The sequence below is a fragment of the Leifsonia sp. NPDC014704 genome (genome assembly GCF_043083605.1).
GTDB lineage: Bacteria > Actinomycetota > Actinomycetes > Actinomycetales > Microbacteriaceae > Leifsonia.
This window is the reverse complement of the sequence record NZ_JBIBYW010000001.1, coordinates 2,223,040-2,247,652: the sequence shown is the minus strand read 5'-3', so window position 1 is coordinate 2,247,652 and position 24,613 is coordinate 2,223,040. Positions and strand designations below refer to the sequence as shown.

19 protein-coding genes are annotated in these 24,613 nt (G+C 69.7%); 9 read left to right on the top strand and 10 right to left on the bottom strand.

The annotated features are described in order from the left end of the window. The first annotated feature begins 51 nt into the window (after positions 1-51). From ACF1AJ_RS10840 to ACF1AJ_RS10830, 3 genes are all read left to right on the top strand, one after another. The gene (locus tag ACF1AJ_RS10840; protein ID WP_018189529.1) at positions 52-483 is read left to right on the top strand and encodes a VOC family protein; all 432 of its coding nucleotides are present in this window, start codon (positions 52-54) and stop codon (positions 481-483) included. A gap of 90 nt (positions 484-573) precedes the next feature. Beyond that, positions 574-1,137, top strand: coding sequence for a TetR/AcrR family transcriptional regulator (locus ACF1AJ_RS10835; protein ID WP_391507314.1), 564 nt, complete (start codon positions 574-576; stop codon positions 1,135-1,137). 88 nt (positions 1,138-1,225) lie between these two features. After that, positions 1,226-1,990: an SDR family NAD(P)-dependent oxidoreductase gene (locus ACF1AJ_RS10830; RefSeq protein ID WP_391507313.1), complete on the top strand. Its 765-nt coding sequence runs from the start codon at positions 1,226-1,228 to the stop codon at positions 1,988-1,990. 19 nt (positions 1,991-2,009) lie between these two features. Here ACF1AJ_RS10830 and ACF1AJ_RS10825 read toward each other — a convergent pair whose 3' ends face one another. The 5 genes from ACF1AJ_RS10825 to ACF1AJ_RS10805 form a co-directional block, all read right to left on the bottom strand. Beyond that, a complete protein-coding gene (locus tag ACF1AJ_RS10825; RefSeq protein ID WP_391507312.1) occupies positions 2,010-2,312 on the bottom strand; it encodes a YciI-like protein in 303 nt (100 codons plus the stop codon). Positions 2,313-2,384: 72 nt separating this feature from the next. Continuing rightward, entirely contained in the window at positions 2,385-2,780 is a 396-nt protein-coding gene (locus ACF1AJ_RS10820) for a RidA family protein (RefSeq protein WP_391507311.1), read from the bottom strand. A gap of 94 nt (positions 2,781-2,874) precedes the next feature. After that, positions 2,875-4,725: an amidase family protein gene (locus ACF1AJ_RS10815; protein WP_391507310.1), complete on the bottom strand. Its 1,851-nt coding sequence runs from the start codon at positions 4,723-4,725 to the stop codon at positions 2,875-2,877. Between the two features lie 35 nt (positions 4,726-4,760). Then, on the bottom strand, positions 4,761-5,510 hold the full coding sequence (locus ACF1AJ_RS10810) for a cohesin domain-containing protein (RefSeq protein ID WP_391507309.1): 750 nt from the start codon (positions 5,508-5,510) through the stop codon (positions 4,761-4,763). Positions 5,511-5,740: 230 nt separating this feature from the next. Then, positions 5,741-6,112 (bottom strand): MerR family DNA-binding transcriptional regulator, encoded by a 372-nt coding sequence (locus ACF1AJ_RS10805; protein WP_391507308.1) that lies wholly within the window; start codon positions 6,110-6,112, stop codon positions 5,741-5,743. A gap of 67 nt (positions 6,113-6,179) precedes the next feature. Between ACF1AJ_RS10805 and ACF1AJ_RS10800 the strand changes: the two genes are divergently transcribed. After that, positions 6,180-6,950 (top strand): SDR family NAD(P)-dependent oxidoreductase, encoded by a 771-nt coding sequence (locus ACF1AJ_RS10800; protein ID WP_391507307.1) that lies wholly within the window; start codon positions 6,180-6,182, stop codon positions 6,948-6,950. Here the strand turns inward: ACF1AJ_RS10800 and ACF1AJ_RS10795 are convergent. Beyond that, complete coding sequence (locus tag ACF1AJ_RS10795; RefSeq protein WP_391507306.1) at positions 6,947-7,378, bottom strand: MarR family winged helix-turn-helix transcriptional regulator; 432 nt, start codon at positions 7,376-7,378, stop codon at positions 6,947-6,949. The genes ACF1AJ_RS10800 and ACF1AJ_RS10795 overlap by 4 nt on opposite strands. 50 nt (positions 7,379-7,428) lie before the next feature. Between ACF1AJ_RS10795 and ACF1AJ_RS10790 the strand changes: the two genes are divergently transcribed. Next, positions 7,429-8,208, top strand: a complete 780-nt coding sequence (locus tag ACF1AJ_RS10790) for an alpha/beta fold hydrolase (protein WP_391507305.1) — start codon at positions 7,429-7,431, stop codon at positions 8,206-8,208. A 23-nt stretch (positions 8,209-8,231) separates the two neighbouring features. On the opposite strand, the gene ACF1AJ_RS10785 is transcribed toward ACF1AJ_RS10790, so the two are convergent. Genes ACF1AJ_RS10785 through ACF1AJ_RS10770 form a run of 4 tightly spaced genes read right to left on the bottom strand, consistent with a single transcriptional unit; the run spans position 8,232 to position 12,091 of the window. After that, entirely contained in the window at positions 8,232-8,645 is a 414-nt protein-coding gene (locus ACF1AJ_RS10785; protein ID WP_391507304.1) for an ATP-binding protein, read from the bottom strand. Further along, complete coding sequence (locus tag ACF1AJ_RS10780; protein ID WP_018189541.1) at positions 8,638-8,970, bottom strand: STAS domain-containing protein; 333 nt, start codon at positions 8,968-8,970, stop codon at positions 8,638-8,640. Before ACF1AJ_RS10780 ends, ACF1AJ_RS10785 begins: the two co-directional genes overlap by 8 nt. Continuing rightward, positions 8,967-10,919, bottom strand: coding sequence for a glycosyltransferase family 2 protein (locus ACF1AJ_RS10775; protein WP_391507302.1), 1,953 nt, complete (start codon positions 10,917-10,919; stop codon positions 8,967-8,969). Before ACF1AJ_RS10775 ends, ACF1AJ_RS10780 begins: the two co-directional genes overlap by 4 nt. Next, positions 10,916-12,091, bottom strand: coding sequence for a PP2C family protein-serine/threonine phosphatase (locus tag ACF1AJ_RS10770; RefSeq protein WP_391507301.1), 1,176 nt, complete (start codon positions 12,089-12,091; stop codon positions 10,916-10,918). Before ACF1AJ_RS10770 ends, ACF1AJ_RS10775 begins: the two co-directional genes overlap by 4 nt. A 301-nt stretch (positions 12,092-12,392) precedes the next feature. Here ACF1AJ_RS10770 and ACF1AJ_RS10765 point away from each other — a divergent pair, with 301 nt between their 5' ends. From ACF1AJ_RS10765 to ACF1AJ_RS10750, 4 genes are all read left to right on the top strand, one after another. Further along, positions 12,393-18,836: a beta strand repeat-containing protein gene (locus ACF1AJ_RS10765; protein WP_391507467.1), complete on the top strand. Its 6,444-nt coding sequence runs from the start codon at positions 12,393-12,395 to the stop codon at positions 18,834-18,836. Positions 18,837-18,947: 111 nt separating this feature from the next. Beyond that, positions 18,948-21,785, top strand: coding sequence for a discoidin domain-containing protein (locus ACF1AJ_RS10760; protein ID WP_391507300.1), 2,838 nt, complete (start codon positions 18,948-18,950; stop codon positions 21,783-21,785). Between the two features lie 96 nt (positions 21,786-21,881). Beyond that, on the top strand, positions 21,882-23,258 hold the full coding sequence (locus tag ACF1AJ_RS10755) for a GH1 family beta-glucosidase (protein WP_391507299.1): 1,377 nt from the start codon (positions 21,882-21,884) through the stop codon (positions 23,256-23,258). A 58-nt stretch (positions 23,259-23,316) separates the two neighbouring features. Then, positions 23,317-24,564 (top strand): extracellular solute-binding protein, encoded by a 1,248-nt coding sequence (locus tag ACF1AJ_RS10750; RefSeq protein ID WP_391507298.1) that lies wholly within the window; start codon positions 23,317-23,319, stop codon positions 24,562-24,564. Positions 24,565-24,613: the final 49 nt, after the last annotated feature.

Below are 24,613 nucleotides of genomic sequence, written 5' to 3'. Positions count from 1 at the left end.
TCTTCAAGCCAACAGCGGACTGTTCCCCCCGCCGATCGCTATCCTCGACGCATGACCGCCCGGATTGCGAACGTGACGTTCTTCGCCGAGAATCCCACCGAGCTGGCGCGCTTCTGGAGCGCCGTGATGGGCTACCCGGAACCCACGGGCTGGGACCCGGAGGATGTGGCAGAGCTCAAGGCCTCCGGGATGACCGACGAGGAGATCGCGGATCGCGCCGAAGCGTGGGATCAGAACCCGGCGCATCAACGGTTCTACTTCAGCCGGTACCGGCACGAGCGACGGCAGCGCAACCGCGTGCACCTGGACATCACGCCGTTCGACGACCGCCGCGCCTCGCGCGAGGAGCTCGAAGCGGAGCGCGACCGCCTGATCGCCCTCGGCGCCACCGAGGAGAAGACCCTTCTCGGGTACTGGGGTCCCTACGAGGAGTTCGTGATCATGATGCGCGACCCGGAGGGCAACGAGTTCTGCCTGCAGTAGCTCCGCGTCGGTCGCCTAGGATCTAAGCGGAGCTAGATCCGCTTACGGCGGAGGATGAGACGACATCGTCCATCCGGCAAGGAGGACACCGTGGCTCGACCCCTGAGGGCCGATGCGCAGGCGAATCACGAGCGGCTGCTGGAGGTCGCCGCGGCGGCCATCACGCGCGAGGGTACGGATGCCTCGCTGAAGGCGATCGCGGCGGAAGCCGGAGTGGGGATCGGCACGCTGTACCGTCGCTTCCCCACGCGCCAAGACCTGATCGAGGCCGTGTACAGGAGTGAGAACGCCCGGCTGGCCGCAGCAGCCGGCGAGCTGCTGGAACAGCAACCGCCCATCGATGCCCTGCGGGCGTGGATGGAACGCTTCGTCGACTACATGCTCACGAAGCAGGGGATGTCGGACGCCCTCCCGATGATCCTCGCCGCTCGCGACGGGCTGAGGGCGCAGAGCCGGGAGGCTCTCGAGGGTGCGGTGAGCGCGCTCGTCGACGCCGGCCGGCGGGATGGTGCGCTCCGTGAGGACATCGTTCCCCACGATGTGCTGATGGCGCTCGGCGGGATCACCCTCATCGCGGAGCACGAGCGTCAGCGCGAACTCGCCTCGCGCCTCGTGTCCCTCCTGATCGACGGGCTGGTGGCGCAGCGACCCTGACTCGTCTGCCTCCGGTATACGGAGTCGGCTCCGCTTGTGCTACATTAACCGGAGTCGGCTCCGCATGCCGTCAGTCAGGAGAGGGAAGATGTCGAACGCACTCACAGGGACAGTCGCGCTGGTCACCGGTGCAAGCAGCGGCATAGGCGCCGCTACGGCTCGTAAGCTCGCCGCCGAGGGTGCCGCGGTCGTGCTCGTCGCGCGCAGAGGCGAACGCCTGGAACAGGTGGTCGAGCAGATCGAGTCGCAGGGTGGTGTCGCGAGAGCGGTCGTCGCCGACATCACCAGTCGCGCGGGCGCAGACAGCGCCGTGGAGCAGGCCGTCGCAGCGTTCGGGCGGCTGGATGTGCTCGTCAACAACGCTGGCGCGATGCTCGTCGGGCCGTTCGCGGATGCGCCGGAAGGCGAGTGGGAGCGGATGGTCGACGTCAACATCCTCGGGCTCCTGTACATGTCGCGAGCGGCGTTGCCTCACCTGGTGAGGGCGGCCTCCGATGCACCGCGGCGAACCGCGGATCTCGTGAACATCAGCTCCTCGGCCGGGCGCGTCGCCCGTCCCGGGACGGCGGTCTACAACCTCACGAAGTTCGGCGTCAACGGTTTCACCGAAGCCCTTCGGCAGGAGATGCAGGCACAGCGGGTCCGCGTCAGTGTCGTCGAGCCCGGGAACGTCGACACCGAACTCGCATCACACACGCGAGAGGAACTCCGGGCCGGTGTCGAGGCGCAGACCGGCACCATCGAACGGCTGAAGCCGGAGGACATCGCGGACGCCGTGGCGTACATTGTGACGAGCGACCGGCGCGTGGCCGTCAACGAGGTCTTCGTCCGCGCGGCCGATCAGAGCTGGTGAGCTGAGAGCCGAGCCGCGCCTACGGGTGCAGCGGCGAGGCAGCGTCGTTTCCGACGACGGTGCGCCAGGGGCGGGCGGTCCAGGATCTGACGACCCCCTCCGTGACGTACGGATCGACGGCGGCGAAGGCGCGGGCCGTCTCGAGCGCGTCCTCGCCGGTGAAGATCAGGAGGCCGGTGAACGGACCATCCCCGGCAGCGCCTCCGAGCAGAAGCTCTCCGCGCTCGACGGCAGCCCACGCTGCTGCGAGATGAGCCGAGCGATGCGCCTCCCGAGCGGTCAGGTAGTCGTCGCCGTAGGTGTACTCGAGCACGGCATGCATGCGTCTCTTCCTCTCTGCCCACGGTCGGCTGCTGCGATCGAGCCTATCGAGGCGGGGTCGCAGAGAGTCGAATCAGGAGCCGCTCCGACGATCGCCGACGTACGCGGTCATGCGGATGGAGATCAGCACGTCGGGGATCACGGCGCCGAGTTTCGCCGCATACCGAGCGGGCGGCTCGCTCGGGAACCACGATCGGTACTCCTCGTTCATGCCGGCGAAGTCGGCCGGGTCGCTGAGGAGGATCCCGACTTCGACGACGTCGTCCAAGGTGGCATCCGCCGCCGCGAGAACGGCGCGACAGTTGGCGAGTGCCTGCCGCGTCTGCTCCTGGATCGTGGGGCCCGCGGGCCTGCCTGTGTTCACGTCGACCCCCACCAGGCCCGAGATCTGGATGAAGCCCCCCGCCTTCACACCCTGGCTGTAGAACGGGGAACTCGGTGCATCCGGGGTGCTGATCACTTCGCGCATGCGCTCACTATGGCTCGTGGTGTCCGCGGTGGCCAGGGGGAGACGAGCGCCCCGGCGGGATGGCCAGGGCGCTCGTCTCGGATGGGCGGTCGCCCTACTTCAGCGGGCCGTAGAGCGGCGCGGTCGCCCGCGCGTGCGTCGCCTGCTCGAACGCGTAGGCCAGGCCGATGATGCCGCTCTCGTCGTAGTCGCGCCCGAGGAACTCGAGGTTGACGTTGGCGCCGACGACGGGGTTCGTGCCGTCGGTGGCGATGGCCTGCCCCATGGGCACCGTGATGGCGGGCATCCCGGTGTTGGGGCTGAGGCGCATGTTCGTGCTGATGGTGCTGTACGGGGATCCGCTCGGGTACACCAGCGAGTCCAGCGCGTTGTCGTTCATCAGCTGCGTCACGGTCGCGTTGCCGGTGGCGATCGCCGCCGTGTGCGTGCCGGTCGGACCCGCCCACGCCTGGTACTGCGCGTCGGTCACGTTGTTGCGCGAGGTGTAGATGCTGTTGCGGGAGGTGACGTTGCGCCCACTGGCCAGGATGTCGTCGATCGATCGTGCGGCGACGTTCGGGGCCAGGTGGTTCTGGATGTAGACGTTCAGGTCGTGCTTGAACTCGTTGGTGCTGCCGCTTCCCTCGTTCAGCGTCGCCGTGAAGGCGGCGGGAACGGTGGTGATCTCGACGACCGTCGCCCCCTGTGCTTCCAGCGTCGACTTCGCGGCCGCCCAGAGCCGGGTGACGGTCGCATTGCTGCCCAGCATGGAGGTGACGATGCCGATCCGCTTGCCCTTCAGCGCCGTCGGGTCGAGTGCCGCGGTGTACGAGGCCGGCACGTGGCCCTGCTGCTCCGCCGTGATCGGGTCGGCCGCATCCACTCCGGTGACGGCGTCGAGCGCGACCGCCGCGTCGGTGACGCTGCGGGCGATCGGGCCGCCGGTGTCCTGGCTGAGGGCGAGCGGGATGATGCCGTCGCGGCTGGTGAGGCCGACGGTGGGGCGGATGCCGACCAGCGAGTTGTAGGTCGACGGCACACGGATCGAGCCTCCCGTGTCGGTGCCGAAGCCGATGCCCGCCAGGTTCGCCGCGATGGCCGCGCCCGTCCCGCCGCTGGAGCCTCCGGCGGTCTTCGTGGTGTTCAGGGGGCTGGCGACGAGCAGCGTCTTGCCCGGCTCCTGGAACGAGGAGAATTCGGAGACGAACCCGTACGCGAACTCGTCCAGGCTGGCCTTCGCGAGGATGACGGCCCCCGCCGCGCGGAGGTTCTTCACCATGGTCGCGTCGTCGCTCGTCTGGTTGGCGTCCCAGCAGCCGCATCCACCGGTCGTCGGCATGTCTGCGGTGTCGTAGTTGTCCTTAACGGCGATCGGGACGCCCAGCAGCATGCTCGTCATCCCCTTCTGCGCACGGGTGGCGTCGGCCTGCGCCGCGATCGTCAGCGCCTGGGCGTTCGTCGAGATGATCGAGTTGAGCGCGCGGCCGCCGGCCCCAGGGTCGACCACGGTCCGGTCGAGCGCGGCGATCCGGTCGAGGTACTCCTGCGTGATCTTCACGGAGGTGGTGACGCCGGCGTTCATGGCGGCCTGCATGTCGAGAGCGGAGGCCTCGACCAGCTCGAACGGTCCGTCGTCGTAGATCATCCGCTGCGACAGGGCGACGACGTCCTTGACGGTGATGACGCCGTCCGTGTCGGAGTCGGCAAGAGCAACGGTGGACCAGCCCGCCGACGCAGGGGTGGCGCCGAGGTGGTCGGTCAGCACGTCCAGGTCGGCCGTGGTGACCTGCTTGTCCCCGGTCAGGTCGAGGGCGGTGTAGTACGGCGCCAGGAACGGCTCGGCGGCGCTCGCCGCGGGTGCAGCTGCTGCGGGAGCGACGACGGCGCCGGTGGCGACGAGGGCGGCCAGGGCAGCGACCGCGCCGACGGTGGTCGTGACGCGGCGGGCAGTGGTTCGGGTGTGCATGGCAGTGGCGCTCCTCTGGGCGGTACGGCGGGCGGTCATCGGGCTTCTCCTGCACGGCGGCGGCGGACTGCGATCAGGACGGCGGCCGCGCCGAGCGCGACCAGCACGGCGCCGGCGATCAGGTACGGAGCGACATCGGAGCCGGTCGAGGCCAGGTCATCATCGGAGGTGGATGCGGACGAGCTCGTCGCCGCGCTCGAGCCAGAGCCCGTGCCGGAGCCGGAACCAGGCGAGGACCCGGTCGACGGACCGCTCCCGGTGGGCGGCCCCGGGACAGCGGCGGGCGAGACCACGACGGCCGGGCTCACGGCGGCGTTCGACAGCGGCGTCACGGCCGATGCGGGATCCACCAGCGAGAGCGAGCTGAGCGTGAACGCCGTCGCGCCCGCGGCCTTCGCCGTGAACGTCAGGGTGTACGCGATGGTGCCGGAGAGCGCGGGCGAGGTGCCGAGCCGCGTGTAGACGAGATCGACCGTGCCCGACGCCGTGTCGACGGCGTCGAATCCTCCGGAGGGGACGACCGCGCTGCCGTCGACATACCCGACGACGGCCGGGTCGAACGCGAGCACCGCTTCGTAGCCGAAGACGTCGGTCGCGCCGGTCAGGGTCACGGTCACGGTGAACGAGTCGCCGGCTGTGACGGCGGACGGCGCGGAGACCGTGACGCCGGTCACCGCGGGTGCCGCGACAGCGGGCGCCGCAGCGCCGACCGCGAGGCCGAGGCCGGCGAGCGCCGCCGCCGCGACGGTGAGGAGGCGCACGAGTCGCCTGGGGGTGTGATGCATCGGGATGGTGCCTTCCTGAGCGGGCGAGGGGGCTCGCGGGCGGGTGGGGTCGGCGATGCGACCGCCGTCAGCGGCAGGAAGGGAAGACTCGCGGCGTCGAGGAGCACGACCGGCGAACGGTCCAGTGCCGGCCTCGGGGGCGGGCCGGCGGCTGAGAGAGCGGCGCCATCGACAGGGTCGACGTTAGGGGGCCGCTGTTTCGCGGAGCGGGCGAACGTGTTTCTGAACGATTACACAGAGTGGGATTCGTGCACGGCGGTGGCTCCCGACGGGAGCAGCCGTCCGGCGAGGTAGTCGTCGAGCGTCTTCCGTCGCTCCCGGAGGCGATGCTCCTGCCGGAGGAGGTCGTCGCGGACCGCCGTCACGCGGGCGAGGAGATCCTCGGGCGGGGAGGCGGTCCCGCCCTCGGCGACGCACGGGATGATGTCGCGGAGCAGCCGCGACGGGAGCCCGACGGCGAAGAGGTCCTGGACGAACAGCACGACCTCCACGGTCTGCGGGCCGTAGTCCCGGTAGCCGTTCGGCATCCGGCGACTGCGGATGAGGCCCTGCTCCTCGTAGTAGCGCAGGGCTCGCGTACTGACGCCGGTCCGTGCACTCAACTCGCCGATCCGCACGTTCCACCTCCGCTTGACCTTGACATTGACGTCAATGTTTAGGTTAGCCCTCGTGACATCACTGACACAGCTGAAGAATCGCCATGCCCTGGTCACGGGCGGCTCGACCGGGATCGGCGCGGCCGTCGCCGCGGAGCTCGCACGCAACGGAACCCACCTGGTCCTCGTCGCCCGGGATGCGCGTCAGCTGGAGGTCACGGCCGCCGACCTGCAGACGCGGTTCGGGATCGCCGTGCTCTCGATCGCCGTCGACCTCGCCGAGCCGGGAGCGGTCGCCCACCTGCTGGAGGCCGTCGAAGACGCCGGCATCGAGATCGAGCTCCTGGTCAACAGCGCGGGGATGAGCTCGCGAGGATTCGTGGCGGACTCGGATCCTGCGGTCCTCCGCCGCCTCGTCGAACTCAACGTCGGCGCGCTCACCGAACTCACCGCGTCGCTCGTGGCCGGGATGGTGGAGCGCGGGCACGGAGCGGTCGTCAACATCGCGAGCACAGGCGCGTACGCTCCGGCGCCCGTCCTGGCGGCGTATGCCGCATCCAAGGCCTACGTGCTCTCCTTCACCCAGGCGCTGTGGGCGGAGACGAAGGACGCCGGGGTGCGGGTGGTCGCCGTCAGTCCGGGACCGACACGGACGCCGATGAACTCCGCGCAGAGGAAGGGGATGCGGCAGCCCGCCGAGGTGGCGCGCACCGTCCTGCGGGCGCTGGAGGGCACGGGCCCCGCGGTAGTGGATGGCGCCGCGAACGCCGTGACCGCTGCCGCCATCCGGCTGCTCCCGGCCCGCGTCATCACGGCGATCGCCCGACGTGCGATGGGCGCCTAGCCGAGCCCAGGCGCCTCCTGCCCGTCCGTGAGGAGCCGGAGGCCGGTGGCCAGGGCGGCACGCTGACTCTCGTCGAGGGGGGCGAAGAGATCCTCGAGCACGCCGGCGGCGACGCGGTGCCCCGCGCGCAGCGCATCCCTCCCGGCCTCCGTGAGCGAGTGCTCGATGCGTCGCCCGCGCCCGGCGGTCCGCGTGATGAGACCCCGTTCGACCAGGCGGTTCGCCAGCGTGCCGAACGCCTGATCGCTCTGGAAGGTCGTCACGGCGAGGTCGTGGCCGGACGCGCCGGGCATTCGTTCGATGGCCCGCAGCGCATCCCACTGCACCAGGCTCACGCCGACGTCGCGCAGGGCGGCGTCCATCGTCCGGTGGTTGCGGTACTGCGCGCGCTTGATCGCGAGGCCGAGCTGTTCCAGATCCGTGGTCACGGTGCTACTGTATCAACACTCGTAGATAAACATATTTAGATAGGCGCATCATGGACCCCACACTTCCCGAAGACCTGCCCACCATCGAGGCCGGCGACCCCGGCGGCCGCTCCGCATTGGTGCTCCATGGGGGAGGCGGCCCGCTGACCGTCGCCCCGATCGTCGCGCATCTCGGCGCCACCATGCACGCCTCTGCGCCGACCCATCCGGGCTGGGAGGGCACCGCGCGCCCGGAGGACATCGCGTCGATCCGCGACCTCGCCTCCGCGTACCTCGCGCGTCTCCTCGACGACGGCGAGCACGGCGTCGTCCTCGTCGGATCGTCGATCGGCGGCTGGATCGCTCTCGAGATGGCCATTCAGGCCGCGGCCGACGAACGGTATGCCGGGGTGATCGGCGCGGTGATCGACATCGACGGCGTCGGCGCGGTCGTCGAGGGGGAGCCGGTCGCCGACTTCTTCGCCCTCGACGCCCGCGGGCTGGCCGAGGCCGCGTGGCACGACCCGGACCGCGGATACCGCGACCCGGCGCAGTTCACGGACGAGCAGCGCGCCGTGCAGCTCTCCAACGGCCGGACCATGGCCGCCATCGCCGGGGCGAGCATGAGCGATCCGACGCTCCTCGATCGGCTCTCGACGGTCGCCGTGCCGACTCTCGTCGTGTTCGGCGAGAGCGACCGCATCGTCACCCCCGCCTACGGCCGTGCGGTCGCCGCTGCGATCCCCGGCGCGGAGTTCGCGGAAGTGCTTGCGGCCGGGCATCTCCCGCACCTCGAAGCGCCGGATGCGACCTGGGCCGTCATCGACCCGTTCCTCGCCCGGGCGCGGTGAGACGCCAGGCGGCCGGCCCTCGTCTAGCCGAGCGCGAGCAGCCAGCGGTTGCCGGTTCCGTCGAGCGTGTCGTGCTCGAAGCGGTCCACGAGCATGGTCACCAGCGCGAGGCCGCGGCCGGATTCTGCGAGGTCCTCCGCCTCCGGCATGGTCGGGTCGGCCACATCCACGTCGGCGGGAGGCGCGTCATCCGTGATGATCGCCTCCAGGCCACCCTCCGTGGTGCGGATCACGAGCTCCACCCGGACCGGCCGGTCGTCTCTGCTGTGAGTGACGACATTCGTCACCACTTCGACGACGGCGAGTTCGAAGGCGCCGCGGACCTGCGCCGAGAGTTCCGGCCGCTGCTCCGCGAGGCGCTCGAAGGTCTCGTGGACCCGCCCGATGGTCTCCAGATCGGCCGGCGCCCGGAACGCATCCCGGAACGGCTCAGTCACGGTACGCGTCATCCGGCGACGGGTAGACGCGCAGGATGCGGTCGAGGTTGGTCAGCTGCAGCACGCTGGTGACCTGCTCGGTCGCCGCCGCGAGCCGCAGATCGCCACCGGCGGTGCGGGCGGTCTTCAGGCCGCTGATCAGGGCGCCGAGCCCGGACGAGTCGATGAACTCGACGGCGCTGAGATCGACGGCGACGCGCGCGCTGCCCTCGTCCACGACGCTTTGCACGGCGCGCCGGAGGTCCGGGGCGCTGACGAGGTTGATCCGCCCCTCCACCGCGAGGACGGCGACGCCGTCGTCGCGGAGTGTCGTCGTGATGTTCATCGTGGGAGGTTCTCCTTCCTCGCCGCGTCGGCGGCGGGGCCTCGGTACAAGGCGGCGCGGGGGATGATACTGAGCACGACCAGGTCGTAGACGACCCACACCGTGTTGACCAATGTTCCGACGCCGTCGGCCGTCCCCGCGATGACGCGCAGGATTCCGACGATCGCGGCGATGACGAGCAGCACCATCGCCGTCAGCTGGGGCCAGATCTCGCGCCACGGGACGGGTGCACGGCCGTTGCGCTCCTTCGGCGTCACGACGAAGCCGAGGGGACGCTTGAACCAGACGTTGGCCGCGGAGGTCCAGCACGCCTTGATCCACAGCGGGAAGAGGGCGAGCGCGTACTGCTGCCCGCGCCATGTGCGGATGCCGTGGGCGCCGATCAGGAACATCAGCTGGCTCAGCACGAAATACGGGATGAAGCGGGCGAAGAAGTCGACGCTCCAGGCGGTGACCGGCATGACCCCCGCGAGCAGGTAGATCGCCGGTGCGGCCAGGTACACCACAGCGGCGAAGCCGGCCAGGTAGCTCCACATCGTCGCGAAGTACATAAGCCGCTGCCCGGCGTCGAGCCCGCGCTTGAGGAGCGGGTTGTCCTTGAGCATCACCTGGAGCGTGCCCTGGGCCCAGCGCAGTCGCTGCTTGAGCATCGTCCCGAGGTCCTCCGGGGCGAGCCCCGTGGCGAGCAGCTCGTGGTGGTAGACGCTGCGCCAGCCGTTGGCGTGCAGCTGCATCGCTGTCGCCATGTCCTCAGTGACGGAGATCGTCGCCATCGGCATGACCGGCTGCGCCTGGTCCGGACGGTCGACGGCGAGGGCCTCGGTGATGCTCTGCACCGACTCGATGGCTCCGAGGGGCGACCAGTCGCGCTCCGCCAGGCGGTCGAGCGCGACCTCGTCGACGACGAACGCCGGCAGCTCGGAGTCGGCCTGGACGGGCAGCTGCGCGATCGCCGCGAGGTCCGCCTCGACCGAGGTCAGGTGGCCGCGCACGGCGGCGCGCGAGACCGCATCCACCTGCTCCCGGAGCCGGAAGGTCACCTCACCGACGCTCCGTCCGGCGCGCAGACTTTCGCTCGCCTCGCGCACGTGTCCGCGCAGTTCGCCGACGAGGGCGGCAGCCTCCGGGTCGAGATGGGAGGCGCGCTCGGTCTTGGTGAGCATCCGCTCGGCGGCGCGCAGCGATGTCCGCACGGTCCGCTCGACGTCGCGGACGTAGCCGGAGATGCCGAGTTGCATCAGGGCGTCGCGGCGCAGCACGGCGTTCGACCCGCAGAAGAAGGCCGCGTTCCAGCCGTCCTTTCCCTGCTGGATGGGGCCGTAGAACAGGGGTGCCTGATTGCCGAGCAGGTCGGCGTCATCGACGTTCGAGAAGTACTGCGGCGTCTGCACCAGAGCGACCTTCGGGTCGGCGAAGTAGCCGAGCGTCCGCTCCAGGATCGCGGGCTCGGGGATCTGGTCGGCGTCGAGGATGAGGAGGAACTCGCCGTCCGTCTGCAGCAGGGCATTGTTCAGGTTGCCGGCCTTCGCGTGGCGCGGTTTGTCGGTCCAGTCCTCGGTGCGCGTGATGTAGCCGACGCCTTCCCGAGCCGCGGCGGCGCGCATCTCCGGCCGGTCGCCGTCGTCGAGCACCCAGGTGGTGTGCGGGTACGGGATGCGCCGGGCCGCGGCCGCTGTCGTCATGACCAGGTCGACCGGCTCGTCGTAGGTCGTGATGAACACGTCGACGGTTCCGGCTGCCGGGGAGTCCGGACCGTTCCGGATGCGGATGCGCCACATGGTGAGCCCGAAGAAGAAGGTGTCGACCAGGCTGTACGTCTCGGCGATGACGAGCGGGACGGCGATCCACCACGCCTCCCAGTTGACCGACGCGAGCCACCGCCAGACCACGTAGTTCACGCCCGCGAGGACGGCGAGCAGCGCGACCACGCGCAGCAGCACCGGCCTCACCGGCCGCTCCGACGCACCACCACGGCCGTCATGTCGTCGATGGGGATGCCGGCCCGGGCGGCGCTGAGGATGCGCGAGACGGCGCCAGCCGCGGTGGCAGACCCGCGCACGATGGCCTCCAGTCGGGTCAACGCCTGCTCGCCGCCGAGCGCGTCGAGGACGCCGTCGCTGACGCAGAGGAGGGCGTCGCGCGGGCCCAGCTGGATGCGTCCCGGCGTCCGCGGCTCGAACACCGGCAGGCCGAGCGGCAGGGATCCGGCGGTCAGTCGCTCGAACCTCCCGGTGTGTCGCACGACGATGGCCAGGCCGTGGCCCGCATCCAGGTAGTCGATGGCGCCGTCGGGATGCACCCGCGCGTGGAACAGGGTGACGAACGTCGCCAGCTGGTCGAGGTCCTCCTCGACGACGCGCGAGGCCGCCTCGACGGACGCCTGCAGGTCGGCGAGGTCCATCGCGCTGCGGAGCGCGGTGCGCACGGACGCGGCGACGATCGCGGCGGCCATTCCCTTGCCCATGACGTCCGCGACCGAGACGCAGAAGTCGTCGTCGACGTCGTACCAGTCGTAGAAGTCGCCGGAGACGCCGCGCGACGGTTCGCACGCCGCGGCGACATCGAAGCCGGGTGCGCGAGGCTGGCGCCGGGGGAGGAGCCCCTTCTGTGCGATGGCCGCGCGGTCCAATTCGTCGTCGCGGTCGAGCTCCGCCTGCACCCAGTCCGCCAGGTCGCGCAGCACCCGCTCCTGCTGGGGGCTGAGCTCGCGGGGCACCGTGTCGAGCACGCACAGCGTGCCGACGGCGTCGCCGCCCGGGGCGTGCAGCGGCTCGCCCGCGTAGAAGCGGAGGTGGGGGTCGCCGAGGACGAACGGGTTGTCGCTGAACCGCTCGTCGACGGAGGCGTCGCTCACGATGAGGGCGGCATCCTGCCGCACGGTGACGTCGCAGAACGCGCCCTCGCGCGGCGCCTCGGGGCCGAGGCCGAGCTGCGACTTGCGCCACTGGCGGTTCTGGTCGATGAGCGTGATGCTCACCATGGGCACGTCGAAGAGCTGCTGGGCCAACCGCGTGATGCGATCGAACCGTGCCTCCGGGCCCGAATCGAGGATGCCGAGGCCTGCGAGCGCCCGCTGTCGCCGGAACTCCGCCTGCTGTACCGAGTCCGTGTCGACGACCATGCCCCCATCGTACCGAGCGGTCTACCCGACGCGCTCGGACGGTCGGGGATGCACGTGTGGCCGTTCCTTTTCGTGTTCCCGATATCGCCCTCGCTGGGGTGAAGTGGGGGTTAAAACGGGCCGCCCGGCCGGGTATTCGGGGTACGCTCTGCTCGCGAATCGCCGGCCTCCGCCCGCCCCCCATTTTGGGGTGAAATAACGCATGACATTTTTTCACGGCCGACGCCCAGGTGCTGTCAGGATGACGCTGCGGGCGCATCGCCTCGCGTCACTCAGCGCCTGAAGGGGGGCGTCCGTGCCGATGGCCGGTCCGAAGTGGTCTCTCCGCTCTGTTCTCGTGGCGGTCGCGATCGTCGCGACCGTCGCATCCATCGCGCTGGTGGATGGCACGCCCGCGATGGCGTCGCCATTGACGATGTCCGTCACGCGCGGCAACTCGGGAACGGCCGCGGCCGACACGGCGGCTTCCCTCCCGGCATCGTGCGCCGGCGTGACGCAGGGACAGCCCACGCCCCAGACGCACTGCCCCGGCTACGACGTTTCCCTGGCCGCGACCGACCAGATCGTCCGTAGCTACGACACGGCGGATGTCGTGTTCACCTTCAACGTCGGCGCGAGCGACACCGGCGTGAAGATCGTCTCGACGCTTCCGACCGACGGAAACGGGAACGCGATCGCCAAGTGGCCCTCCTTCCCGTCCGCCTGCGCGTCCGCCGGATCGTCCGTCAGCTCGGACGGCCGCACCCTGACCTGCCTCGTGGGGTCGCTGTCGGGCGACGGGGTGCTGAAGCTCACGTTCCAGGTGCAGTCCACCCCGCAGGACGGGACGACGTTCACCGTCGACGGCACCATCGCCTCGAACGGCACCCCGACCCCGGTCGCGAGCAGCGCGTCGTCGGCGACGTTCACCGTCTCCAACGCCCCGCTCTGGAATGTGACCGAGACCAACGGCGCCATCCGCAACATCCTCCCGCTGCCCTTCCCGTACTACTCGGCGACAGGCGAGCAGGGGTGGGCGGTTCCTACGAGCGTCGCCGTCGTGGCGGGCAAGTCACCGGCGGTCGGCGGCTACTCGCCGCTGAAGGGCCCGGTCACTTTCTCGATCGACACCTCCGGCGAGCCGGCGGGAACGCAGCTGCTGAACTGGGCGGAGTACGGCACGGGCTGCGGAAGCCAGAGCGTCGCGTCGGCGACCAAAGTCGGCACCTACCGCAATGTTGCGGTCGGTATTTCGAACCAGAACTCCCCGTCGGTCGCGGCTGCCGTCTCCTGCGCTCAGGCGGGCGCGAACCAGCCGGTCACCGTGTCGTGGGCCAACCCGACGGGAGCGCCGACCCAGGGCAACCTGTACGCGAACATCTGGGTCATGCTGTGGATGCCCGCGTCGGCCGTGCCCGCGGGCACGAACACGATCCCGTTCTCCGTCACCGGGTTCGACCCGACGGATGTGTCCGGCGTCAGCAACTTCGGATCCGCGACGGAGCCCACCGCCGACAACGCGCGGACCTTCACCATCAACGCGGCGGACGCGAATGTCACGTCCAAGCGCGCGACGGCCGATGCGGGAGCGACGGCCGGTGTCACGAATAATCCCTCGCCGATCTCCACAGTCTCCCGAGGCGCGAACTACATCAGCTGGATCAACTTCAAGAACACCGGCGCGATCCCGCAGAACCCCGTCCAGCTCTGCGACGTCTTCGACAGCACCACCTCGAAGCTCGCCACGTTCGCGGGAGGCGCTTCGGTGCTGGGTGTGACCGACGGCGACCCGTCGCTGCCGGCCCTGCCTCCGGCGTACCACCCCTCGGCCACGTACAACGGGACCACCGACGTCACCATCGACCCGTCGGCTTTCACCGTGCAGTACGCGGCAGGCGATCTCGATGTCGCGAACGGAACCACCAACGCGCCCCAAAGCACCGCAGCCCTCACCGGAGCAGCCTGCGACGACACCGGCGGCGCGACGGGCTGGGTCACGAACCCGAACGATCCGGCGATCGTCGCCTACGCCCAGGGGAAGGGCCTCACCGACCCCTTCGATGTCATCAACCGCGTGCGGGTCACCTTCACCGCCGGGGCGGTCATGCCCGGGACCAACGTCGGCATCAAGCTCCGGCTCACCGCGCGGACGACCTACCGGGATGCGAGCAGCAAGGCCGGCCAGCTCGTCCTGGCAACCACGCCGGTCTCGGACGCCGGATCGTTCGCCTACCCGCAAGCCGTCACGGGTGCGTGGTCGACCACCATCCCGCTGGCGCCCGTCCTCCGCGTCGCGGGCACACTGGGTGCCCACGTCACGATCGCGAGCAAGACGGTGTCGCCGACCACGGTCCAGATCGCGACGGTGGGTCAGGACACAGCCACCTACACGGTTAACCCCCGCCTGTATTTCGGTGAGGACCTGCCGGCGGATCCCGCCGTCCCCGGCAACGTCACAGCACCCGTCCGGATCGTCGACTACCTGCCGGCCGGCATGCGTTATCTCCAGGGCTCCGCGTCCCGGAATCCGGATCAGGTGCTCGCGCAGCCCGATGGCGGCACGGTGATCGTCTGGGATCTCGGAACGCAGTCCGCGAAGGTGAACACGTCGAACCAGCCGACCACCCCGGCCTCGATCACGTACCAGGCGCAGGCGGTGACGTCGGCGCCGCTCGGCACGAACTACAACGGGGTGGTCGGCCAGTCGGTCGCGCCGGACGGCACCTCGCTCGACAGCACCCCGCTCTGCGGTTCGGCGACCAACTGGGTCAGCTTCAGTATCCCTGCGACGCCCACCGTCCCTGTGGCAACCACGGCGACGCTCATGAAGGCCGCCGACTGGAGCGGTTGTGCCGGGCAGGGCCTGCTCGGCCCGTACAACTTCCGGGCGCTGCAGATCGGGAGTGCGGCCGTGCAGCTGATCGGGTCGCTGTCGGCGACGGCGTCGCAGATCGAACCGAACTCGGTGGACGGGGTCGGCGGCAGCAAGGTCGGCTGGGGGCTGACCTACTCGAACCAGACCTCGATCACGCTGGACGGCGTCGACCTGATCGACGTGCTGCCCACCACCGGGGACGGACGCACTCCGGCCTCGCACTACTCCGGCACGCTCAAGCTCACGTCGATCACCACCGACGACACCCTGTCGTCGGCCGGATCGCCGAACGCCCTCCCGACGAACGCCAACGGCCCTTATCCGTCCCGTACCGGCACGACGTTCTACTACACGATGGCCGCGCCCGCGTCGGTGAAGAACGACCCGTACGACGCCACCAACCTCGCCAGCGGCACCACGAAGTGGTGCCTGGCCGCCCAGTTCGGCACCGCGGGATGCCCGGCCGATGTCGGTTCGGCGACAGCGCTGCGTGTGATCTCCGGATCGCTCGCGCCGACGGCGACCCGCAACCTCACGCTCAGGTTCGCCACCAACGGCAACAAGGCCGGCGACCTGTACAGCAACACCGCGTACGCCCGGGCGATCAACATCTCGTCGCTGGCCTATCTGCCCGGCGACAGCATTCAGGTCGTCGGATCCTCGATCGCCGGCACGGTGTGGAAGGACATCAACGGCGACGGTGTCGTCGGCGGCGCGCTGGAGACCGGCCTGAGCGGTGCGACCCTCCGCATCACGGGCACGGCCGACGACGGCAGCGCCGTGAACCGCACCGTCACCACGGGCAGCGACGGCGGCTACACGTTCGCCGACCTGCGGGCCGGATCGTACGACGTGACCGTCGACCAGGCGAGCGTCCGCGCGCTCAACCACGCGTACGCGATCACTTACGACCCGCAGCACCACACCACCGCACCGACCGGCGTCTTCCACGTCGACCTCGCGCTCAACAGCTCCGTGATCGCGCAGAACGTCGGATTCGCCACCTCCTCGCTGGCCGGCACGGTTTTCGACGACGCCGACAACGACGGCGCTCTCGACACGGCCGACGGCGAGACCGGCGAGCAGGGTGCGACCGTCGCCCTGACCGGCACCGACGACCTGGGCAACGCCGTGAGCGCGACCGGCACGACCGACGCTTCCGGTGCGTACTCCTTCCCCGGGCTGCGACCGGGCACGTACTCCGTGAAGGTCACGCCGAACCCGAGCGCCCGACTGGGCGGCAAGATCACGATCGGGACGGCGGGCGGCGTAGCCGGCGCGATCGGATCCAACACGGTGACGGGCATCGTGCTGGGCACCGCGCAGAACGCCACCGGCTACTTCTTCGGCGAACTCCAACCGAACCTCGTCTCCGGGGCGGTGTTCTCCGACCTGGACGCCGACGGCACCCGGGACGCCGGTGAGCCGGGCATCGCGGGCGTGACGGTCACCCTGACCGGGACGGACGACTCCGGCGCCATCACTCCGCGCACAGCCGTGACGCTGGCGGACGGCAGCTGGACGTTCGGAGCGCTGCGAAGCGGCACCTACACCGTGACCGAGGACCAGAGCACCGTTCCCGGCGGGCCGAATGCGTTCGTCGACGGCACGACGCTGACCAATGGGGCCTCCGGTGCCGCCGGGTCGAACACCATCAGCGGCATCACGACAGGCGCCGCCAACGGAACCACGGGCTACACGTTCGCCGAGATCCCTGCCGCCAGCATCTCCGGCGCGGTGTTCGAAGACACGAACGGCAACGGCGTCCAGGATGCGGGCGAGCCGGGCATCCCGGATGTCACAGTCGGCCTGACCGGCGGACTGACGCGCACCACCGGCGCCGACGGCACCTATTCCTTCACCGGACTGGCCCCGGGGACCTACACCCTGACCGAGACGCAGCCGGCCGCCTACCTCGACGGCAGGGAGGTCGCGGGCACCGCGGGCGGAACGGTCGTCGCGACGAGCGGCTCGAACTCCATCTCGGCCATCGCGCTCGCTGCCGGTGTGAACGCCACCGGCTACCTGTTCGGCGAGGTCACGGCGGCGCAGCTCTCCGGCTCGGTGTTCGTCGACGGCGATGACGACGGCATCAGGGACGCGGGTGAGAACGGGATCGCCGGGGTGCAGGTGCGCCTGACCGGCACCGACCTGTTCGGTGCTGCCGTCACGCTCAGCACGACGACGGCCCCCGACGGCTCGTACGCGTTCACGGGTCTGCTGCCCGGAGCGTACTCGGTGACGGAGACCCAGCCCTCCGCCTATTACGACGGCAAGGATGCGGCAGGCACGAGCGGCGGGACCGTGGCCGACGACATCATGACCGGCATCGTCCTCGGCTCCGGCACATCCGCCACCGGCTATACCTTCGGGGAGCGCGCAGGCGTGGCCATATCGGGAACGGTCTTCGGCGACGTCGACGGCGACGGCGTGCAGGATGCGGGAGAGGCCGGCGTCCCCGGCGCCGTGGTCGAGCTCCGCGACGCGGGCGGTGCGGTGGTCGGGAACATCACGACCGACGGCACGGGACTCTGGAGCTTCACCGACCTCGCGCCAGGGACCTACAGCGTCCAGAAGACGCTGTCCGCCGGTGCACCCTACGTCGACGGCGCCGTCGTGGTCGGCTCCGCCGGAGGCACGGCAGGACCGTCCGCCATCTCGGCCATCGACCTCCAGAACAGTGCCTTCGGATATGACTTCGCCGAGATCCCGCTGTCGATCATCCGCGGTTCTGTCTGGCACGACGCGAACGACAACGGTGCGCGCGACGCCGGCGAGGACCCCATCCCGGGCGTCACGGTCACGCTCGGCGGGGACGCGAGCCGCACGACGACGACGAACGCGGACGGATCCTTCGTCTTCGGCGGTCTCGCCGCGGGCGAGTACACGCTCGTCGAGACACAGCCCGGCAACTGGGCCGATGGCAGCACGGTCGTCGGGTCGGACGGCGGCTCCTCGAGCACGGCCAACACCATCACCGGGATTGTCCTCGCGGCGGGAGAGGACGCCACCGGCTACGGCTTCGCCGAGCGGGTCGCCGACCTGCAGGTCTTCGCCGCGGTGCAGAGCGTCGACGCCTCTGCGGCACCGGGCCCGAACGTGCGCGTCGGCGACTCCGTCACGTGGACCTACACCGTCGTCAACAACGGCGACACCGCGCTCAGCGGCCTGGACCTGACGCAGGACGGATTCACCGTCGACTGCCCCGCCACCGCCATCGCCCCGCACTCGACGGTTCTGTGTTCGGCGAGCGCCCCGGCGACAGCGGGCGATCACACGGGCATCGTGACGGCGACGGCGAATGTCGTTCCGTCCGGTCCTGGCGGCGGCGACCCCGGCGTCACGACCGTGACCAGCGCGGCCCAAGCCCACTACTTCGGCATGATCCTGAGTGCCCGGATCACCGCAACGGTGAACGGGAAGAGCGCGGTGACGGCGCCCGGGCCGGTCTTCACATCCGGGACGTCCGAGAAGGTGTCGCTGACGATCACGAACACCGGCAATGCGCCGCTGACGATCGCCTCCCTGACCGGGGACGCGCTCGGACAGCTCGACTGCCCGAGCTCTGTGATCGCGTCGGGAGACTCCGTGACCTGTACGGTCGACTCGGAGTTCGCGGCGGGCAACTACTCGGCGGCTGTGAAAGCACACCTCGTGGGTCCGGACGCGGTGGCCGCGGACGGCTCGGTGACCCCGTCGATCGTCGACCCGGCGGCGACGGTCTGGTTCCAGGTGCTCGAAGCGGATGTCGCACGCCCGGCTGCACCCACGGGCTTGGCCTCAACCGGTTCTGGCATCGGCCTGCCCGCACTCGTCATCGCCGCGCTGTCCCTGGTCGCGGCGGGGGTCGGGGTGGAGCTCGTGCGCCGCAACCGACGGGAGATAGTGTGAACTCCACTTTCGGTTGGTCTTAATTTAAGCTCTTGACAAAGTGGCACGCTCCTCGCGATGCTGACGTGCGACGGAACGACCAGACGTTCCGCGTACCGATCAAGGAGGATCGTGAAACGATACGTAGTGGCCGCGCTGGTGACAGCCGCGGCCGTGGCGGCGACAGCCGTCCTGCCCGTCACCGCGGCCAACGCCGCGGCTCTCACCGCCACCGACTTCCTGAAGGCCAACGGGAACGTCCTGAAGAAGGCGTCGGGAACCGGATCCACCGTCAACCTCCGCGGAACGAACATCGGCGGCTGGCTCACGCAAGAGGACTGGATGTCGCCGCTCGGCGAGTTCGCGGCCGACCGGACCGGGTGGACCGTGACCGCGTCGGCCGGCACCGCCGCGAACGCCCTGGACGGCTCCGGCACCAGCCGCTGGACGACCGGGGCCAACCAGGCCGGCGGGGAGTGGATCCGGCTCGACCTGGGCGCCAACACGCTCTTCAACCGGCTCACCGTCGACAACACGGCCAACGCCGGCCAGTGGCCGCGCGCCCTGAACATCGAGACGTCCGCCAATGGCACCACCTGGACGAGCGTCGCCACCCAGGCGGGGACGGACGGCCTGACCACCGTCAAGTTCACTCCGCAGGTCGCCCGGTACGTTCGCGCTACTCAGACCGTCACGGCGGCGACGCCGTGGTCGGTCGGGGAGGTCAACCTCTACAGCGACCCGGTGCTCTTCAACGGCACGCACACCGCCACCGCCTCCGCGAGCGCGCCCGGCACCACCGCGCAGATGGTCCTCGACGGGAACACCTCGACGGTGTGGCAGACGGGTGCGGCCCAGGCGCCCGGGCAGAGCCTCACGATCGACCTCGGCCGCAACGTCGACATGGACAAGGTGCTCTTCGACGCCGGCGCGGCCACGGCCAACGACTACCCGCGCATCTACGACGTGTTCACGTCCTACGACAACACCACCTGGACCCAGGTGGCGAGTGGATACGGCTCGAACCGGGTCACGCAGGCGGACTTCCAGGGCAGCAAGAACGGCCGCTACCTCCGGATCGTCTCGAACGGGACGTCCACCCAGTGGTGGTCGGTCGCGGAGGTCGCGATCTCGAGTGGCACCTCCCTCGACCGCGGCGGCTGGTCCGTCGTCTCGTCGGTCGGGGCGACCCCGGCCGCGATGCTCGACGGCAACACCGGAACCCGTTGGACGACCGGGGCGGCCCAAGCGCCCGGGCAGACCGTGACCGTCGACATGGGCGCACTCGTCACGCTCAACAACGTGACGACGGACACGGCGAAGAACACCACCGATGAGGACGACTGGATGCGCGGCTACAGCCTCCAGCTGTCGCGGGACGGTTCCACCTGGAGCACCGTCGCCTCCGGCGTCGGAACGCGCAAGGCTACGACGATCGGGTTCACGGCCCAGGCCGCGCGCTACGTGCGCCTGACGCAGACCGGGTCGGCGGGCAACTGGTGGTCGATCGGCGAGCTCACCGCCGGTCTTTACAACGACGACTACTCGCTGACGAACACGATGACTTCGCGGTTCGGCACAGCGACGACCGCCTCGGTGGTCGGCACGCATCAGGACACCTGGTTCACCGCGACCGACCTGGACAACATCCAGGCCACCGGGATGAACTTCATCCGCGTGCCCATCGGCTGGAACGTGTTCCTCAACCTCGACGGCACGTGGAAGTCGAACCCGTGGACCAAGATCGACTGGGTCGTGAGCCAGGCCGCCTCCCGCGGCATCTACACGCTCATCGACCTGCACACGGTGCCGGGCGGAGGCTGCCCGTGGGGCTCCTGCGGACGCATCGGCCCGAACCCCAACGGGTTCTGGGGCAGTGCCACCTACCAGAACTGGGTCGAGGACATCTGGAAGAAGATCGCGACGCGCTACAACGGCAACCCGGCCGTCGCGGGCTACGACCTCATCAACGAGCCGCTGATCGACTACGGCGAGGACACGGACGACGTCGCACAGAAGAGCGCGTACTATGACCGCCTCTACGACGCCGTCCGGGCGATCGACGCCGACCACACGATCTTCCTCGGGGCGTTCTTCGGCCTCGACAAGATCGCGCCGCCGTCGACCTACGGCTGGACCAACGTCGTTTACGAATACCACCCTTACGACATGCCGAACTCGAAGGACTGGACGGCGCAGAACCAGCTCGTGACGAACGAGCTGGGCGGCCTCGCGGCCAAGCTCTCCAACCCCGGGGTTCCGATCCTGTACGGCGAGTACTCGCTCTACTACAACGACGATGTCTGGGCCCGGTTCATGGCGGGCCTGAACGCGTCGAGCGTCTCGTGGTCGAACTGGTCGTACAAGGTCAAAGGCTCTGCCGACGACGGCTTCGCCTACTGGGGTCTCTACTACGACAACCGCAAGCCGGTCCCGGTGATCAACAGCGACGACGCCACCACGTTCCAGTCGAAGCTGGCCCAGTTCGGAACGTCGAATTTCACCCAGAACACCCGGTTCGTCGGCACGATCGCCAAGTACGCGGGCGGGCTGTCCACCTTCTCGCCGACGGCGATCAGTCACACCGGGTGGACGGCGACCGCCTCCACCACCGCAGCGGGCTCGTCCGCGGCCGCCGGCATCGACGGTGCCAACGGCACGTCGTGGCAGAGCGGGCAGGCGATGGCCGGCGGCGAGTGGTACCGGATCGACATGGGCGCGAACCGCACGGTCGCCATGGTGACCGTGCAGACCGCGAGCGGTTCGAAGTGGGACTACCCGCGCGGCTTCACGGTGGAGACGTCTCTCGACGGTTCGACATGGTCGACCTCCGCCACCGGAATCGCGTACGGCTGGAAGCGGCCGATCTCGATCGCCCCGACCACCGCGCGCTACATCCGGATCACTCAGACCGGCGTCGCGCCGCAGTGGTGGACCATCGATGAGGTGACCGTCTACTCGTCGTACTGAGAACAGAGGGACAAGAGGCCGGCCTGCGGGCCGGCCTCTTGCGTCCCGCTGGTCCATACCTTATTCTAAGACTTAGAGAAAGAACGAAGGAGTTCCATGACTCTCACCGACCCGAGCGGCCTCCCGGTCGACTTCCCCCCGGACTTCCTCTGGGGTGTCGCCACCGCGGCCTATCAGATCGAGGGCGCAGCTGCCGAGGGCGGACGCGGCCCGAGCATCTGGGACACCTTCAGCCACATGCCCGGCCTCACGCATCGCGGAGACACCGGTGACATCGCCTGCGACCACTACCACCGGCTCGACGCCGACCTCGACCTGATCGCGTCGCTCGGCCTCACCGCGTACCGGTTCTCGCTCTCCTGGTCGCGACTCCAGCCGACCGGGCGCGGCCCGCTCAACCCGGAGGGCGTCGCCTTCTACCGGCGGATGCTGACGGGGCTCGCCGAGCGCGGCATCCGGCCCTTCGTCACCCTCTACCACTGGGACCTCCCGCAGCCGCTGGAGGATCTCGGCGGCTGGCCGGAGCGGGAGACCGCGCTGCGCTTCGAGGAGTTCAGCGCCCGCGTCGCCGACGCGCTGGGCGACCTCGCGCACGACTGGATCACCCTCAACGAGCCGTGGTGCTCCGCCTTCCTCGGTTACGGCTACGGAGCCCACGCGCCGGGCCGGCGCGATCTCCGGCTCGCCACCGCGGCCGCACACCACCTCAACCTTGCGCACGGGCTGGCCCTCCGTGCCCTGCGCTCCGCTCTACCCGGTGCACGGGTCGGAGTGACGGACATCGTCACCGACATCGTCCCAGGGGAGGGGCCGGACGACGTCGCTGCCGCGGACCGCCTCGACGCGGTGAGCAACCGAGTGTTCCTCGATCCGGTGTACCGCGGGGAGTACGACGCCGGCGTGCACGCCCTCCTCGATCCTCACGGGCTCGCCGACCTCATCCACGACGGCGACCTCGCGCTCATCTCGGCACCCGTCGACTTCGTCGGCCTCAACCACTACCAGCGTGTGATCGCCACGGCCGACCCGGCCACCCCGTTCGGCGTGCGCGAGACCCCCGCGCAGCCGGCGACCACCTCGTTCGGCTGGTCTGTCATCCCGGACTCGCTGTACGCCGTGCTGCTCCGCATCTCCCGCGAGTACTCCGGCCTGCCGGTCTACATCACCGAGAGCGGCGCCAGCTTCGACGACTACGTCGACCCGGAAGGCGGTGTGGACGACACGGAACGCGTCGCCTACCTCGCCGGCTACTTCGCCGCCGCATCCCGGGCGATCGCCTCCGGCGTCGACCTGCGCGGCTACTTCATCTGGTCCCTGCTCGACAACTTCGAGTGGGCGGAGGGCTACTCAAAACGGTTCGGGATCGTCTACGTCGACTACCGCACCCAGGAGCGCATCCCCAAGCTCAGCGCCCGCTGGTACCGCGACCTCGTGTCGCAGCACGCCCGTCTCACCACCGCCGACCTCCCATAGCCGGCATCCACCACCCGCACCCACCTGCACACCCCTGCACACCCGAAAGGAAATCTCGATGAAGAGAATGCGCTGGCTCGCCCTGGGCACCGCCGCCCTGGCCGCCGCCACCCTCGCCGGCTGCTCCTCCTCCGGCTCGTCCGGCGACGCGACCGCCGGAAAGGACCTGACCGTCTGGGTCATGGGAGACAGCTCCGCCCACTTCGACGCGCTGGTGAAGCCGTTCGAGGAGAAGAGCGGGATCGACGTCAAGACCGTCGCGATCCCGTGGGACAACGTCGACCAGAAGTTCACGACGGCCGTCGCCTCCGGAGACGGACCGGACGTGGTCCAGATCGGTCTCTCCAAGCTGCGCACCTACGCCGACAGCGGCGCGCTGATGACCCTCGACGACGCCACGCTCGGCGACTACCCGAACCTCGCCGCATCCAACTTCGTCGAGGGCGTCGCCGGCGATGCCACCGCCATCGGAGGGAAGGTCGTCTCGGTGCCCTGGGTGTCCGACACCCGCGTGCTGTTCTACCGCAGCGACATCCTCAGCGCCGCGGGAATCGACGCTCCTCCGGCCACCTGGGACGAATTGCGCGCCGACGCGAAGAAGCTCACCGCGCGCGGCAACGGCTCGTACGGGTACTACATCCCGCAGTGGGACAGCGCCCTCCCCGTCATCATGACGTGGGACCAGGGCGGTGAGATCGTGAACTCGAAGGGCACCATCGACTTCGACTCGCCCGCGTTCGAGAAGGCGGTCGACCTCTACACCGGCCTCTACGCCGACAAGAGCGTTCCCACCAACAGCGACTTCGACCAGACCCAGGGGTTCGTGACCGGCACGACGCCCATGCTGGTGAGCGGACCGTACCTGGCCGCGGCGATCTCGCAGGCGGCTCCCGAGCTCGCCGGCAAGTGGAACGTGACGACGGTCCCGGCGGCCGAGAAGGACACGTCCCTCCTCGCCGGCTCCAACCTCGGCGTCTGGGGCTCCACCAAGAACAAGGCGGGCGCTCTGCAGCTGCTCGACTACCTCTCGCAGCCCGACGTGCAGGTGAAGTGGTACGAGTCCGACGGGCAGCTCCCGACGGTCACGAAGGCGCTGGAGGACGAGAAGCTCTCCGCCGACCCGATGGTCGCGGTCTATACGAAGCAGCTCGCCTCGTCGCGGCTGCTGCCCCTCGTCCCCAACTGGGACGGTGAGACCGGCAAGGCCCTGCTCGACTCGCTGAACTCCATCGTGCTGACCGGCGCGAATCGCGACGAGACGCTGAAGAACCTGTTCACCACCACCGGCGGAACGTCCGCGAAATGAGACCCGGCGGTGCGCGGTGGCCCCGGTCGCCGCGCACCGCCGACCATGA

What these genes read in the sequence shown, in the direction of transcription:
- ACF1AJ_RS10840 (WP_018189529.1), top strand. Translation starts at nt 52, where the DNA reads ATGACCGCCCGGATTGCGAACGTGACGTTCTTCGCCGAGAATCCCACC.
- ACF1AJ_RS10830 (WP_391507313.1), top strand. Translation starts at nt 1,226, where the DNA reads ATGTCGAACGCACTCACAGGGACAGTCGCGCTGGTCACCGGTGCAAGC.
- ACF1AJ_RS10825 (WP_391507312.1), bottom strand. Translation starts at nt 2,312, where the DNA reads ATGCATGCCGTGCTCGAGTACACCTACGGCGACGACTACCTGACCGCT.
- ACF1AJ_RS10820 (WP_391507311.1), bottom strand. Translation starts at nt 2,780, where the DNA reads ATGCGCGAAGTGATCAGCACCCCGGATGCACCGAGTTCCCCGTTCTAC.
- ACF1AJ_RS10815 (WP_391507310.1), bottom strand. Translation starts at nt 4,725, where the DNA reads ATGCACACCCGAACCACTGCCCGCCGCGTCACGACCACCGTCGGCGCG.
- ACF1AJ_RS10810 (WP_391507309.1), bottom strand. Translation starts at nt 5,510, where the DNA reads ATGCATCACACCCCCAGGCGACTCGTGCGCCTCCTCACCGTCGCGGCG.
- ACF1AJ_RS10790 (WP_391507305.1), top strand. Translation starts at nt 7,429, where the DNA reads ATGGACCCCACACTTCCCGAAGACCTGCCCACCATCGAGGCCGGCGAC.
- ACF1AJ_RS10780 (WP_018189541.1), bottom strand. Translation starts at nt 8,970, where the DNA reads ATGAACATCACGACGACACTCCGCGACGACGGCGTCGCCGTCCTCGCG.
- ACF1AJ_RS10770 (WP_391507301.1), bottom strand. Translation starts at nt 12,091, where the DNA reads ATGGTCGTCGACACGGACTCGGTACAGCAGGCGGAGTTCCGGCGACAG.
- ACF1AJ_RS10765 (WP_391507467.1), top strand. Translation starts at nt 12,393, where the DNA reads ATGGCCGGTCCGAAGTGGTCTCTCCGCTCTGTTCTCGTGGCGGTCGCG.
- ACF1AJ_RS10755 (WP_391507299.1), top strand. Translation starts at nt 21,882, where the DNA reads ATGACTCTCACCGACCCGAGCGGCCTCCCGGTCGACTTCCCCCCGGAC.
- ACF1AJ_RS10750 (WP_391507298.1), top strand. Translation starts at nt 23,317, where the DNA reads ATGAAGAGAATGCGCTGGCTCGCCCTGGGCACCGCCGCCCTGGCCGCC.